This window comes from Alkaliphilus hydrothermalis, assembly GCF_016908555.1.
Lineage (GTDB): Bacteria > Bacillota > Clostridia > Peptostreptococcales > Natronincolaceae > Alkaliphilus > Alkaliphilus hydrothermalis.
Genome location: NZ_JAFBEE010000014.1, coordinates 33,503 through 47,641, shown reverse-complemented (window position 1 = coordinate 47,641; position 14,139 = coordinate 33,503). Strand labels below are relative to the sequence as shown.

The 14,139-nt window shown below is 34.2% G+C and carries 14 protein-coding genes and 2 tRNA genes; all 16 read left to right on the top strand.

Translation table 11 applies throughout. The features are described 5' to 3' along the window. Positions 1–330 precede the first annotated feature (330 nt). The 16 genes from JOC73_RS10475 to JOC73_RS10400 all read left to right on the top strand — a co-directional run bounded on the left by JOC73_RS10475 (position 331) and on the right by JOC73_RS10400 (position 14,107). Positions 331–1,662, top strand: coding sequence for a PhoH family protein (locus tag JOC73_RS10475; protein ID WP_204402925.1), 1,332 nt, complete (start codon positions 331–333; stop codon positions 1,660–1,662). Between the two features lie 126 nt (positions 1,663–1,788). Continuing rightward, positions 1,789–2,088: a YaaL family protein gene (locus tag JOC73_RS10470; RefSeq protein WP_204402923.1), complete on the top strand. Its 300-nt coding sequence runs from the start codon at positions 1,789–1,791 to the stop codon at positions 2,086–2,088. 132 nt (positions 2,089–2,220) lie between these two features. Next, complete coding sequence (locus JOC73_RS10465) at positions 2,221–2,487, top strand: pro-sigmaK processing inhibitor BofA family protein (protein WP_243427936.1); 267 nt, start codon at positions 2,221–2,223, stop codon at positions 2,485–2,487. Positions 2,488–2,798: 311 nt separating this feature from the next. Next, positions 2,799–3,806, top strand: a complete 1,008-nt coding sequence (locus JOC73_RS10460; RefSeq protein WP_204402918.1) for an FUSC family protein — start codon at positions 2,799–2,801, stop codon at positions 3,804–3,806. Positions 3,807–3,981: 175 nt separating this feature from the next. Next, positions 3,982–4,311 (top strand): MazG-like family protein, encoded by a 330-nt coding sequence (locus JOC73_RS10455; RefSeq protein WP_204402916.1) that lies wholly within the window; start codon positions 3,982–3,984, stop codon positions 4,309–4,311. Between the two features lie 25 nt (positions 4,312–4,336). Then, on the top strand, positions 4,337–5,260 hold the full coding sequence (locus tag JOC73_RS10450; RefSeq protein ID WP_243427940.1) for a DUF2232 domain-containing protein: 924 nt from the start codon (positions 4,337–4,339) through the stop codon (positions 5,258–5,260). A gap of 27 nt (positions 5,261–5,287) precedes the next feature. Further along, positions 5,288–7,288 carry a DHH family phosphoesterase gene (locus JOC73_RS10445; protein ID WP_204402912.1) on the top strand — a complete coding sequence of 667 codons (2,001 nt, stop codon included), beginning with the start codon at positions 5,288–5,290 and terminating at the stop codon, positions 7,286–7,288. Further along, positions 7,285–7,731, top strand: a complete 447-nt coding sequence (rplI, locus tag JOC73_RS10440) for a 50S ribosomal protein L9 (protein ID WP_204402910.1) — start codon at positions 7,285–7,287, stop codon at positions 7,729–7,731. Before JOC73_RS10445 ends, rplI begins: the two co-directional genes overlap by 4 nt. 61 nt (positions 7,732–7,792) lie before the next feature. Continuing rightward, positions 7,793–9,124, top strand: a complete 1,332-nt coding sequence (dnaB, locus tag JOC73_RS10435) for a replicative DNA helicase (protein WP_456298334.1) — start codon at positions 7,793–7,795, stop codon at positions 9,122–9,124. Between the two features lie 60 nt (positions 9,125–9,184). Beyond that, positions 9,185–10,381 (top strand): FprA family A-type flavoprotein, encoded by a 1,197-nt coding sequence (locus tag JOC73_RS10430; RefSeq protein ID WP_243427935.1) that lies wholly within the window; start codon positions 9,185–9,187, stop codon positions 10,379–10,381. A 237-nt stretch (positions 10,382–10,618) separates the two neighbouring features. Continuing rightward, positions 10,619–11,131, top strand: coding sequence for a GNAT family N-acetyltransferase (locus JOC73_RS10425; RefSeq protein WP_243427934.1), 513 nt, complete (start codon positions 10,619–10,621; stop codon positions 11,129–11,131). Between the two features lie 172 nt (positions 11,132–11,303). After that, positions 11,304–11,507 (top strand): DUF1858 domain-containing protein, encoded by a 204-nt coding sequence (locus JOC73_RS10420; RefSeq protein WP_204402907.1) that lies wholly within the window; start codon positions 11,304–11,306, stop codon positions 11,505–11,507. A 274-nt stretch (positions 11,508–11,781) separates the two neighbouring features. Further along, positions 11,782–13,065 carry an adenylosuccinate synthase gene (locus JOC73_RS10415; RefSeq protein WP_204402906.1) on the top strand — a complete coding sequence of 428 codons (1,284 nt, stop codon included), beginning with the start codon at positions 11,782–11,784 and terminating at the stop codon, positions 13,063–13,065. A gap of 225 nt (positions 13,066–13,290) precedes the next feature. Further along, a tRNA-Lys gene (locus tag JOC73_RS10410) sits at positions 13,291–13,366 on the top strand. Between the two features lie 56 nt (positions 13,367–13,422). Continuing rightward, positions 13,423–13,497 (top strand) — tRNA-Glu (locus JOC73_RS10405). 169 nt (positions 13,498–13,666) lie between these two features. After that, positions 13,667–14,107 carry a hypothetical protein gene (locus JOC73_RS10400; RefSeq protein WP_204402904.1) on the top strand — a complete coding sequence of 147 codons (441 nt, stop codon included), beginning with the start codon at positions 13,667–13,669 and terminating at the stop codon, positions 14,105–14,107. Positions 14,108–14,139: the final 32 nt, after the last annotated feature.

Below are 14,139 nucleotides of genomic sequence, written 5' to 3'. Positions count from 1 at the left end.
AAACTAGTAAATCAGCATACAGCATAGTAAAGTAAATACAAGAGTTTTAAATAAAAAAATGGTTTAAAAGGCTTTGTAGAATCCTTTTGATCATTTTTTTGTCTATTACTAAAAAATATTTGTCTAACTTAATAAATAAAGCTAATTTTATGTAACATAACAACATATTGTTCATTATCCTATTTTTCTTACATAAAAATATAATAGGCACTTTATTGAAATGTTAAATGGTAGAAAGCAGTGTAAAATACCAGCTTAAACTTCTACTGAAAAGTACCTATTTTAAAAGTGAAAGGATGGTGAAGACCCTTAATTTATTTAAGGGGATTTATGAGAAAAACTTTTGTTTTAGATACCAGTGTATTATTACATGATCCAAATTGCATACATGCCTTTGGTGATAATCTAGTAGTCATACCAGCAGTGGTAATCGAAGAGATTGATAAAAAGAAAAATCTTCAAGATATTATTGGTAGAAATGCTAGAGAAGTAGCTAGAGAATTGGATTTACTAAGGCAGGAGGGGAGTCTGAGTCAAGGCATCGATTTAAGTAATAAGGGAAAATTGAAAATTGAGCTTAATCACAAGAGTATGAACAAATTGAGTGAGAGTTTTAGTGAAATTAACAATGATAATAGAATCTTAGCTGTTGCATTAAACTTTCAAGAAGAAAAGGGAAAAGAAAATGTTATCTTGGTAAGTAAAGATGTCATTATGCGGATTAAGGCAGATTCCTTAGGAATAGAAAGTCAGGACTTTATACATGATACAGTGGAGTACAATAGTGACGAGGTATACAAAGGATATTCGGAGCACTATATAGCCTCTGAAAAGCTATCAGAGTTCTATCAAAAGAATTACTTAGAGGTTAGTATTTTAAAGCAAGAAAATAAGAATCTAGATTTGTTTCCTCATCAATTTGTGTTATTAAGGGATGCTAGTAACCCTAATCAAACGGCTATTGCTAAATATAATTATAAATTAAGCAAATTGGAACAGTTGTATCAGGGAGAAGATACCTACTGGGGGATAAAAGGTAAAAATCTAGAACAAAGGATGGCCTTAGAGGCATTATTGGATGATGAAGTTAGAATTGTTACCTTAACGGGCAGGGCAGGAACGGGAAAAACCTTATTAGCTCTAGTAGCAGGTCTTTATCAGACAAATGATCTTAAAAAATATCAAAAATTATTGATTACAAAACCGGTGATTCCAGTAGGAAGAGATATTGGCTATTTACCTGGTGACAAGGATGAAAAGCTTAGGCCTTGGGTACAGCCTATTTACGATAATTTAGAACTTATTTTAGGTACTAAGACAATATCGAAATTAGAAGATACATTGGTAGGAATGAACCGCATAGAAATTGAGGCTATGACATACATTAGAGGTAGAAGTATACCGAATCAATTTGTAATTATTGACGAGGCCCAAAATCTTACGAAGCATGAAATTAAGACACTAATCACTAGGGTAGGAGAGGGAACCAAAATTGTTCTAATGGGGGATACAGACCAGATAGATCATCCCTATCTAGACAGTGTGTGTAACGGCTTAAGTTATACAGTTAGCAAGCTGAAGGAACAGCCAATGGCTGCCCATATACACTTTAAGAAGGTAGAAAGATCAACGTTGGCACAACTAGCCTCAGAAATACTATAAGATTGATAAAATACACAGCATAATTTTAGGTAAATTTTTCATTTTTTTAATACTTAAACTGTATCAAAAATGGAAAAAATGGATAACCTAATTGATAAGAGAGTAATCAAAAAGGGGCGATCCATAATGAGTCAAGAAAAAGTTGCTGTAAAGAAAGATAATGTTTTTGTAAGCATAGGTAGTTTTTTAGGGGAATTATATAATAGGGTAAATGATTTAAAGGAAGAAGAAGTTGATGAGAATCAAGAGTTTGTTAATATTATCAATAAAGCCCACGAAGAGTGGCGTAATGCAGAGCAATTATTTCAAAATGTCTCTGATCCGGACTTGATAGATCATGCAATATACAAGGTGGAGGCAGCTAGAAGTCGATATGTTTACTTACTTAAAAAAGCTAAAGAGGAAGGTATCAGAGTTAATTTTTAGATGAAGCCGTCATAATAAGTAACAAGAAGCTATATAATTATAGGAGTAGTAAAAATATTACTACTCCTATTTTTTTATTTATCTATAATGCAGATAGAATTAGCAATCTAATGCTGAGGTGAGGATATGGATATGGGATTAGAAATTAATATTATATTGGCCTACGCCCTTGGGTTAATATTACTTTATGTAGTGGGATGGGTGCTTTTAGTCCCTCTAAAGCTTGTAGGAAAACTAATATGGAATGGAATTATTGGAGGGGTCTGTTTATTAATATTTAACTTCATTGGGGCATACTTTGGATTAAATATCACTATTAATCCACTTACTGCACTGATAGTTGGATTCTTAGGAGTACCAGGATTGGTATTAATACTAGCATTAGGTATGGTATTATAAAGAGTTTGATAGTATAGCGTATATGGAAGTAGTTTTAAAAGACTGAGAGGATCGGTCTTTTTTATTTTGTTTTATCATTCAAGGGAAGTTACAGGAGTTTTAAAAATCATAATTAGTTTTTTTATTACAAAACATAGTACTTTTATTATAATAGCTCATTTTAAACTAATGGACTGATTAATAATATCTTTTGGGAGGCATATATAAGTATATTATCAAACTAAAAAGTGTTATATAATGTTATATAGGGTAATAGGACATCTTAAAATAGTAGTAAAAATTCATCTTCTAAGGATGGGATCGGTGAGATTATGAAAATAGGATTACGGACCATAAAGACTGGTATAGCCATTAGCTTATCAATGTTGGTGGTAGGTTTATTAGATACAGACCCATTCTTTACTATGGTGGCAGCTCTAATAGCTATTCAACCAACAATATCTGACTCCTGGAGGATCGGGGTTAATCGAATGTTGGGCACCTTTATTGGAGCATTGGTGGGTTTGATATTTGTTTCGTTTACGCCTCAAAACTTTATTTTTGCAGGTATTGGAATTATACTACTAATATACATCATGAATCAACTCCGCTGGAACGAGTCTATTAATATAGCAGGGGTTGTTTTTATCGCCGTCTTTGTAAATATCAGCACAAATCATTTGGGATATGCTTTTAATCGATTAATAGATACCTTTATCGGGATAGGCATTGCAGTGTTGATCAATTACTTAATTTACCCCCCTACATATGACGTAAAGGCTACAGAAGAGATTAAAAAGGCATCAAGGGACATATGGAAGTATTATATAGTAGCTTTGGGTATTCTTTTAAGACAGAAACCAGAGTCCATGGATATATCCGATAAAGAGATTGAAATGATGGACCAAGAAATTAAAGAATCTGAGAAGTTCATAAAACTACAATTAAAGGAAGATAAGCTGTGGGTGTATGGAAAGCGAAATAGCAAGGAAATTGTCATTATTATAAAGCTCATCAAAGAAAATTTTCAGCATTTTCTCAACCTATATAGTGTACTAAAGAAAGATATTGCACCGGAAGTAACGGACCTGATTAAGGCTGACTTGATACTCATCTTGGAAAGGATGAAGCGCTATAGTGAGGATGAAGTTGAAATTTTACAAAATGAAAAACCAATAGATTTAACTCCAGTAATGGAGATAATTCAAAAAATAAAAAATAGATTGAAGTTTTCTGAAGATATTAACCAGTATCCAACCGATGAAGTTGTAAAAATGATGGTAATACTGTACAATTTAGAAGAAGCCTTGTCAAAGTTTAATATTATTAAAAGTTTCTAAGCACGTAGGTTTCATCGTGCTTATTTATATTTCAAAGCCACTAGATTTTTTTATTAGAAATTACAGTAAATACTCAGTAGGTAGAAGGAAAAACAGAAGAAAAAATAGAATGTTTTATACATGGGTAATTGATTAACCGATAGTCTTATTGGGAAGATAGTATAGGGGTGAAAATATGTCAAATCAGGATAAAAACAATATTGATATTGGAAGAAATATAAAGATGATAGAATTTTTAAAGTGTGAGCTATTAAATAGTATTGCTATTCTTTTTGATACTCTTGTAAGGAATGTAAAGAATAGTCAGGGGGCAATACTTGAAGTATTAGCGAATATCATTTTAGTGACCTACTCCTTAGGGAAGAGGTTGGGGATGGATTACACTACAGTTGATAAAAAAGTACAAGAAATGGCAAAACTTCATATGTTGGAGGATCATCACTTGGAAAAATGGTATGGTGATTTATCTAGCTTAAACCAACATCTGAAGAATAGAGGAAAATAATTTTTAGGAGTGAATTGAATTGAATATGTTATCTAATAGAAGGGCATTAATGGAGTCCATTATAATTGCAGTTATGGTCTCTCTGTATGCTATTAGTCTATACTATATACCATTGTTGTATTTGGTATTATTCCTAATACCAGTGCCCTTTATGGTCCTCACAACTAAATATAATATAAAATATGGTGTACTTTCTTTTTTCATTGCTAGTTTAATAATTGGTTTTCTAATAGACATAGTGTTTGCTGTATTACTTATATTTTTGTTTGGGCCAATAGCCTTAGTAATGGGTTCTATGATAAAAAAGAGGATTGATGATTTTATTATTATAGGAATAGGTACAGCCATAAGTATATTTACGGTCTTTCTTTTAATTCAGCTTGTATCGATAGTAGGAGAATTTAATTTTATTAATGAGATATCCACCCTATTGCAGGATGCACTTCAACATCAAAAAAACCCACTTATGGAAATGAATATTCAGGCTGATGATGTTAAATATTATATAGATTATTTTTTGATCCTATTTCCAAGTATTGTTATTATACATTCTATTTTTCTAACCTTTATTAATTATTATGTAACCACTGCTATTTTAAATAAATTAAAATTTGAAGATGTAATATTTTCAGAGTTTAGTTATTTTAAATTACCAGAAAATATTGTTTTAGGGGCCTTTATTATTATGCTATTAAGTTACTTCACAAGGTATTTTGATGGGCTACCTACTGATAGTCTAATGAGTAATGTATTACTAATCTTTACTTTTGTTTTCTTTTTTCAAGGATTATCGGTTGCAAGTTTTTTCCTAAAAAATAAGAAACTACCTTTAGTATTAAGGATAATAATACTAGCAATAGTAGCAGCTATTAGTCCACTACTTATATTTGTTGCAATGGTGGGGCTCTTTGATTCATTAACGGATATGAGAAAGATTAGAGTGAAATAATGATAGGGTTAATTAGGAGGAATCCATATGAGAAATAGCAGGTTTTTCAAACTATTAGTACCGGATACTCGAATATATTTGATTATTATATCTCTTTTCATAATAATCATATCCTTCTACAATCATGTCATTGGAATTACTGGAGTATTTTTACTGGCTTACTTAATTTATTATAACTTGAAAATCAGTAACATACGTAGGGAGGAATGGACTAGATATATAGAAGGACTATCTTCGGATATTGATTCTGCAACAAAACAAGCAATTCTAAATCTACCAATCCCTTTGACAATTATTGAATTTGATGGAACCATTACTTGGTATAACTCAAAGTTTATAGAGATTATAGAAAGAAATGACATACTGGAGAGGGATATACAAGACCTTGTACCTGAATTTGATTTAAAGAATGTACTACAGAATAAAAAAGAAAAAATTAGTGAAATCAAGATAGGAGACAGATACTTTAAAGTCTTGTATAATATTATAAAGCTCTCTAAGGAACATTCATCAAATTATATCATTATGCTCTATTGGGTAGAAAAAACTGATTACTTATTGATTAAGAAGAAGTATGAGGAAGAAAAGACAATCATTGCTCTGATTCAAGTTGATAACTATGATGAAGTTATGCAGAGTACAGAGGAAGTCAATAGACCAATGGTTATGGCTGAAATAGATCATCGGTTGAATATATGGTCAAAGAAGCTCAAGGGGTTTATGAGGAAGTACACTAATGACAAATTTATAGTAGTGTTTGGCAAACAATACCTTGATGCCCTAGAGGCTAAAAAGTTTGAACTATTAGATGAAATTAGAGATATTAATATAGGTAATAAGATCCCTATTACATTGAGTATTGGAGTCGGTCTAGAGGGAGAAAACTTAATGCAATCCTGCGAATTTGCCAATACGGCAAAAGATTTAGCCCTTGGTAGAGGCGGGGATCAGGTAGTTGTAAAGAAGAATCAAAAAATTAGTTTTTATGGTGGAAAAACAAAGGCTGTTGAAAAAAGAACAAAAGTTAAAGCCAGAGTCATTGCCCATGCCCTAAGGCAATTGATGGAGCAATCGGAAAACGTGATGGTAATGGGGCATAAAAATGCAGATTTAGATTCTCTTGGAGCCGCCATTGGTATCCATCGGGCAGCTAGAAATGCAAAAAAAGAATCTTACATTGTACTGAATGGTAGTAACCCAGCCATCAGCGTTTTAATGAATCGCCTGATGGAGAAGGAGATTTATAAAAGGACGATTATATCCAGTGATGAGGCTAGGCAAATAATAAATCCTAATACCCTTTTAGTGGTGGTGGATACCCATAGACCAAGCTTTACAGAAGGTCCTGAACTACTAGAGATGACAGATAATATTGTTGTAATGGATCATCATCGTAGGGGAATGGAGTTCATAGAAAACACTGTGTTAAATTATCATGAGACCTATGTGTCCTCCACCTGTGAGTTGGTGACGGAAGTATTTTTCTATATGGAGGAGAAGGCATCCATCGACCCTATTGAGGCAGATGCACTTTTGTCTGGTATTGCTGTAGATACAAAGAATTTTACCTTTAAAACAGGAGCAAGAACCTTTGAGGCCGCCTCCCTTCTAAAACGGGCAGGAGCTGATACCATTTCTGTTAAACAGTTGTTTCAAGATGATTTAGATACGATGCTGTCTAGGGCAGAGGTGATAAAAGATGCCCACATTACCCAAGGGACAGTTGCAATATCCGCTTATTTGCATACTAAAAATGCACAGTTAATTGCAGCCCAAGCGGCTGATGAATTATTAAATATCCGTGGGATTGAAGCCTCCTTTGTATTAGCACAATTAGAAGATGGAACCACCATTATTAGTGGAAGGTCCATGGGGGCTGTGAATGTTCAAGTAATCCTAGAAAAGTTAGGGGGAGGAGGTCACCTTACGGTGGCTGGGGCCCAACTGAAGGATTGTCCACTGGAAGAAGGAAGAGAGCAATTAGAGAAAGTGATAGATGAATATTTTGAGGAAGGTGAAGAAGAATGAAGGTAATATTAATGGAAGATGTAAAAGGAATGGGTAAGAAGGGTGATGTAGTAAACGCCAGTGATGGATATGCAAGAAACTATTTATTCCCTAAAAACCTTGCTATTGAGGCAACTGCTGGTAATATGAAAACCCTTGGAGAGCAAAAAAAGTCCCAACAAATGAAGAAGGATAAAGAGTTGGACGAGGCAAAGGCTTTAGCTGATAAAATAGAAAAGGTAACTGTAGAGATTAAAGCTAAAGCTGGTGAAGGTGGTAGATTATTCGGATCTGTAACCAGTAAAGATATCGTAGAAACCCTTCAAAAGAAACACAAAATCAAAATTGATAAGAGAAAACTGGTTCTACCAGAACCAATAAGAGTATTAGGAATGAGTACAGTAGAGGTGAAGGTTTATCCTACGGTGGTTGGCAATCTAAAAGTACATGTTGTAGAAGAGTAGCACGTAGGGTTGGAGTATTCTCCAACCCTTCATTGAAATTAGGAGGATTTTTATGGAAGCATTGAATCAATTTAACAAAGTACCACCCCATAGTATAGAAGCAGAACAATCAGTACTAGGTTCAATGCTTCTAGATCGAGAGGCAATATTAGTTGCCTTGGAGGTACTCAATACAGAGGACTTTTACAAAAAGGCCCATCAAGAGATCTTTGAAGCCGTCTATACACTATTTAATAAGAATGAGCCAGTTGACTTGATTACAATTACAGAAGAACTAAAAAATAGAGGGACCCTTGATGCTGTTGGGGGTATTACCTACTTAACAAGTTTATCATCGGCAGTTTTTATTGCAACCAATGTAAGGTATTATGCAGAAATTGTACAAGAGAAGGCTACATTGAGGCGGCTGATCCACTCATCAGAGGAGATTATAAGCTTAGGGTATAGTGCCGAGTTGGAAGTAACAGATATTCTTGAGCAGGCCCAAAAAAGTATCTATGACCTATCTCAAAATAGATCACAAGAGGGCTTTACCCCCATCAAAGAAGTACTATCAACTACCTTTGACCAGATTGAAAAGCTTTATGAAGATAAAACAGGGCTAACGGGTTTATCAACGGGTTTTATTGATCTTGATAAAAAATTGAGTGGTCTTCATAAAACAGACTTAATCTTGGTAGCTGCAAGACCTGCAATGGGTAAATCGGCCTTTTCCCTTAATTTAGCCCAAAATGCCGCTGTTAAAGCTGGTGCTTCAGTAGCTGTATTTAGTCTGGAGATGTCGAAGGAACAGTTGATGCTAAGGATGCTGGCCTCAGAATCTATGGTGGACTTAGGAAAAATTCAAGTAGGTAATCTAAATGAAGAAGAATGGGGCAAAATTGCACAAGCGATGATTCCTCTATCCCAAGCAAAGTTATTCTTCGACGACACACCAGGTATATCGGTAATGGAGATGAGATCCAAATGCAGGCGGTTAAAGATGGAAAAGGGGTTAGACTTGGTAATGGTTGACTACCTGCAATTAATGCAAGGGGATAAAAGGTCTGAGAGTAGACAACAGGAAATCTCAGCAATTTCCCGTAATCTTAAGATTATGGCAAAGGAGCTTGATTGTCCCGTAATTGCCCTATCACAGCTATCCCGTGCACCAGAGCTAAGAGCAGATCATAGACCGATTCTTTCAGACTTAAGGGAGTCGGGGGCCATCGAGCAGGATGCTGACTTAGTCATGTTTTTGTATCGAGATGAATACTATCATGCAGATAGTGAAAAGAAAAATCTAGCCGAAGTTATTATTGCAAAACATAGACATGGGGAGACTGGAGCAGTTGAATTAGTATGGTTGGGCAACTTCCAAAAATTCCATGATTTTGAAAGATATAGAGAATGATAAAAAAGTGATTGTAAAGCAAAAAAAGGGGCAAATATGTATTGGGAGGGGATTTTATTAATGAAAAATAAAATTGTAGACATAACTAACGATATTAAATGGATTGGCGCATTAGACCCTAATCTAGTAACCTTTGATGTGGTCATGGAAACAAAATTTGGAACCACATACAATTCATATTTTATTGATGCTGAGAAGAAAGCAATTGTAGAAACTGTTAAGGAAAGATTCCATGAGGAATATATTGATAAAATTAAAGAGTTAACAGATCCTTCTGAAATTCAATATATCATTATGGATCATACTGAACCAGACCACTCAGGTAGTCTAAAGCAACTACTAAAGGTGGCACCTAATGCAACAGTGGTTGGTACTAGATCAGCCATCAGGTTCTTAAGAGAAATGATAAATCATGAATTTAAATCTCTTATTGTAAAGGGTGGGGATACCCTTGATCTAGGGAATAAGACGTTGAAATTCATTGATGCCCCATTTTTACACTGGCCCGATAGTATGTACACTTATTTAGTGGAGGATAAAGTATTATTTACCTGCGATTCATTTGGATGTCATTACTGTGATGATAAGATATTTAATGACTTAGCAGGGGATTTTACGGAAGCCTATCGATATTATTTTGATGTGATTATTAGTCCCTTTAGTAAATATCTACTAGAGGCTATTGATAGAATAAAAGACCTTGAAATAGATTTAATCGCAGTTGGTCATGGCCCAGTGCTTAGGGAAAATGTATGGGAATATGTCAACACATATAAAGAATGGGCTATAGAAAAGGTAAACACTCGTCAACAGGGACGTGTATTTATTCCTTATGTATCTGCATATGGATATACAAAGAAGGTGGCAGAGGCCATTGCTGTAGGTGTGGAAGAAGAAGGTCTTATGGCAGATTTATGTGATATTGAAACAATGCATGTTGCAGATGTGGCTATAAAGGTAGAATTGTCTGATGGTTTAATTATCGGTTCTCCAACAATTAATCAAAATATATTACCACAAATATATGATTTATTCTCTGTAGTGAATCCAATCACCAATAGGGGAAAACTGACAGCTGCCTTTGGTTCTTACGGTTGGAGTGGGGAAGCAGTCGATATTATTGAAAGTTTATCGAAAGCTCTTAAATTAAAAGTATACGAAAAGGGATTAAAGATTACTTTCCTACCGGATGCTGAAATTTGTTGTACTTGTAGAGATTTTGGTAAATCATTTGCCCAAAGTATAAAAGAAAAGTAATGGGCAATAATTAATAAGAATATAAAAATACTAAAGAGGAAATTGCGTATTTAGAGAATAAATATGTAATTTCCTCTGCTTAAATAACTATCCAAATGGGGAATGGATGGAGGTATAATCGTGCTTGTAAGGGGGAAGAAAACATATATTACTAAACTCAAAAGACCTCATATAGATAAGATGCAACTTTGGGGTACACACAGAAATCCATTGTTTTACTGTTATACTTTTCCTAAGATGAATAGAGAGGAAAGGAATTATTGGTTTGGTAGAAAGAAGGACTCTTTAACACGAAAAAGTTTTGCAATATTTAACGAGGACGATGTCTTAATAGGATATATATCTTTAAGGGATATTAATTGGTTAAGAAGAAGTAGTGAACTTGGGATTGTATTTGATCCCAAATATATGAACAAAGGATATGGAACAGATGCGCTAAAGAGTTTTATCTATTATTATTTTAAGACACTAAAAATGAAACAATTGAAATTACGGGTAGCTGAGTTTAATATTAGAGCCCAAAGGTGCTATGAAAATTGTGGATTTGCTACAAAAGAGAGCGTATATGAAAACTTTGAGGACCAATCATTACCAGTATTTGAGAATGATAATTTAAAGGAATATCAAAGATTTTTTAAGAAGTCAGATGATATGTTGCAGTGTAATTATATCCATATGTACATAACTAAAGGAATGTTTATTGACAACCTAAAATGTTATCCACATTATCCACCGAACACCTGTGCATAGCTTTGTGGTTTGTGTGAATAAGTAGCTGAACAATTGTAATGATAATTATTTGAATAATGAAACATATGTGGATAACATATATTTTATTGTTAATTAATAAAAGTATTATTGATAATTTCTATAAATAATGGTAATATTATTAATAAAGTCTATAATAAGAGGAGGGAAACAAATGGCAAAGATTACTCAAGATATGACAATCATGGATGTTTTAAGAATGGATCGTGAAGTTGCATCAATTTTCATGAAGTATGGATTACACTGCCTTGGCTGACCAGGTGCTACAATGGAAAGCATCGGAGATGCTGGTAGAGTTCACGGAATAGATGTAAGCAAATTAGTTGATGATTTAAATAAGCATTTTGAAGGAAAATAATAATACTTATAAATAAAGTTAAGGGCTTTGTAGCCTTTAACTTTATTTTTTTCTTATCTATTATTTTATGGGATTAGGAAAATAATAATAACCTAGGGCACACTAATAAATGAAAATAAATCAAATAAAAAAAAGTAGAAACAATCAAAATCGAATATTAATAGACTTTAATTAAATAACATTCGACTATTTATTGACTATATGGGGTGTCTATGATAATATTGTGTATGGATGTTCGATTTAATACAAACATTATTTGAATAGGGGTGGGAAAATGCCATCAGTTGTAATAGTAGGAGCTCAATGGGGCGACGAAGGTAAAGGAAAGATTATTGATTATTTAGCAGGTAAGGCAGAGGTCGTTGTAAGGGCCCAAGGTGGAAATAATGCCGGCCATACAGTGATTGTTGACGATAAGAAATATGCTTTTCATTTGTTACCCTCTGGCGTTCTTTATAACGATAAACAGAATATAATTGCCAATGGGGTTGTATTTGATCCAGAAGGGTTTTTAAAGGAAATAGATATACTAGAAGCCCAAGGAATAGATACCTCTAATGTAATGATTGATGAAAGAGTACATGTAATCTTCCCTTATCACAAGAAGATAGACGCTTTGGAAGAAGAAGCAAGGGGAGAAGACAAGATCGGTACAACTAAAAAGGGAATCGGTCCTTGTTATATGGATAAAATCGAACGATCTGGTATTCGTTTGGGGGAATTGTTAGATAAAGAACATTTCAAAACTAGACTATTTGCTCAGGTTACCCGTAAAAATAAGCTGATTGAAAAGTTCTATGAAAGTGAAGGCTTTGACCCTCAAGAAATGTATGATAATTATTGCGGGTATATAGACCGTTTAAAGAATTATATTAAAGATACGACTGTGATCGTACATGATGCCTTAACCTCTGGTAAAAAGGTTTTATTTGAAGGAGCTCAAGGGACATTATTAGATATTGATTTAGGGACTTACCCTTACGTTACTTCTTCTCATCCTACATCTGGTGGATTCTGTGTAGGTGCTGGAGTTGGACCTAATGCAATGGGTGAGATTATAGGGGTAGTTAAAGCCTATACCACGAGAGTAGGTAGTGGTCCTTTCCCTACAGAATTACATGATGAAACAGGTGACAATATTAGAGTTAAAGGGAATGAGTTTGGTACGACTACAGGTAGACCAAGAAGATGCGGTTGGTTTGATGGGGTAATGGTGAAGTATACTTCAAGAATCAATGGTCTAACTTCCATCTCTTTAATGCTGATGGATGTTTTAAGTGGATTTGATAAAATTAAGATGTGTGTAGGATATGAATACAAAGGTGAGGTTCTACAACACTTCCCTGCAGATTTAAAGGTGTTGGGTGAATGTACTCCTGTCTATAAAGAGATAGATGGATGGCATGAGGACATCAGTAACGTAGAAACCTATGAAGCCCTACCTCAAAACGCTAAAAACTATATTAAAGCAATCGAAGAATATCTACAGGTACCAGTGAAAATCATCTCTGTAGGTCCTAAGAGAAATCAAACGATTATTCGTGAAGAGATCTTGTAAGTATAAATAAAGCAATGACATAAGTAGCACTCCACTTTTCTAAGATATGAGGAGGGTGGGGTGTTTTAGTTGTAGCCGTTTTTGTTAACATGAAATCCCAGTCTAAATTTGTAGCCTAAGGAAATCAAGAATAAAAAATAAAATCAGACAGTAATTTTTTTCGACAAAATGTGTTGACATATGTCGAAGAATACTATATTATATATAACTGTGGCTAGTACATCTGACCCATTAGCTCAGTCGGTAGAGCACCTGACTTTTAATCAGGGTGTCCCGCGTTCGAGTCGCGGATGGGTCACCATTACCTATAATTCAGTTGTTCTTGGTGAGGAATACCGGGGGTTTCTGAATTGAACTGGCCCCTTGGTCAAGCGGTTAAGACACCGCCCTTTCACGGCGGTAACAGGGGTTCGATTCCCCTAGGGGTCACCAATAAGCCATATGAAAACCTTACTCTTTTGAGTAAGGTTTTTTTGTGTGGATGTGTTATACTAAATATGTAAAAAATAATATATTGTGGAAGGTCGATTGGAGATATATTAGAAATAGATGGTGGTCCAATTCTTCCTATATAATATTAATTCTTTTGAGGGGGAAAGCTATGGGATTAAAATTAAAAATATCAAAATTAGAGAAAATGGTACTGTTTACTCATGTATTGCTAATACTGATTGCTTGTGGGGTAGTTTTGGTCAGACCGATTAGTAGTAATCTACAACAAAACCTTTCTTTTTTATTGGGGTCTGTGATAATGTCGGTGTTTATACATACTTTCTCTAGGTTTGTTGTTGTAATGAATATTAGAACATCTGTGGCTAGATGGGAAGGGTCTGGTGTAGGGGAAGAACATCGAAGAAACGTTTTAGTTAGCGTTGTAAATGCTGTAATGTACTTATTTACAAGCATTGGAATAGTCTTTTCTTTTAAGGCATTAATCCAGTTGGATATAAATTTAATGCTATATTACTTTGGGTTCTTGGGAGTACTTGTGGGGGGATATAACGGGAAAAATAAATACATAAAGAAAGATGAAGTTGAGTAATTTTAAGGGCATCCCTTTACAGATATTGTATC

Excerpts from the sequence above, each read along its gene's own strand:
- JOC73_RS10450 (WP_243427940.1), top strand. The coding sequence starts at position 4,337 with ATGTTATCTAATAGAAGGGCATTAATGGAGTCCATTATAATTGCAGTT.
- JOC73_RS10425 (WP_243427934.1), top strand. The coding sequence starts at position 10,619 with ATGAATAGAGAGGAAAGGAATTATTGGTTTGGTAGAAAGAAGGACTCT.
- rplI (WP_204402910.1), top strand. The coding sequence starts at position 7,285 with ATGAAGGTAATATTAATGGAAGATGTAAAAGGAATGGGTAAGAAGGGT.
- JOC73_RS10430 (WP_243427935.1), top strand. The coding sequence starts at position 9,185 with ATGAAAAATAAAATTGTAGACATAACTAACGATATTAAATGGATTGGC.
- JOC73_RS10470 (WP_204402923.1), top strand. The coding sequence starts at position 1,789 with ATGAGTCAAGAAAAAGTTGCTGTAAAGAAAGATAATGTTTTTGTAAGC.
- JOC73_RS10460 (WP_204402918.1), top strand. The coding sequence starts at position 2,799 with ATGAAAATAGGATTACGGACCATAAAGACTGGTATAGCCATTAGCTTA.
- JOC73_RS10400 (WP_204402904.1), top strand. The coding sequence starts at position 13,667 with ATGGGATTAAAATTAAAAATATCAAAATTAGAGAAAATGGTACTGTTT.
- JOC73_RS10465 (WP_243427936.1), top strand. The coding sequence starts at position 2,221 with ATGGGATTAGAAATTAATATTATATTGGCCTACGCCCTTGGGTTAATA.
- JOC73_RS10445 (WP_204402912.1), top strand. The coding sequence starts at position 5,288 with ATGAGAAATAGCAGGTTTTTCAAACTATTAGTACCGGATACTCGAATA.
- JOC73_RS10415 (WP_204402906.1), top strand. The coding sequence starts at position 11,782 with ATGCCATCAGTTGTAATAGTAGGAGCTCAATGGGGCGACGAAGGTAAA.
- JOC73_RS10475 (WP_204402925.1), top strand. The coding sequence starts at position 331 with ATGAGAAAAACTTTTGTTTTAGATACCAGTGTATTATTACATGATCCA.
- JOC73_RS10455 (WP_204402916.1), top strand. The coding sequence starts at position 3,982 with ATGTCAAATCAGGATAAAAACAATATTGATATTGGAAGAAATATAAAG.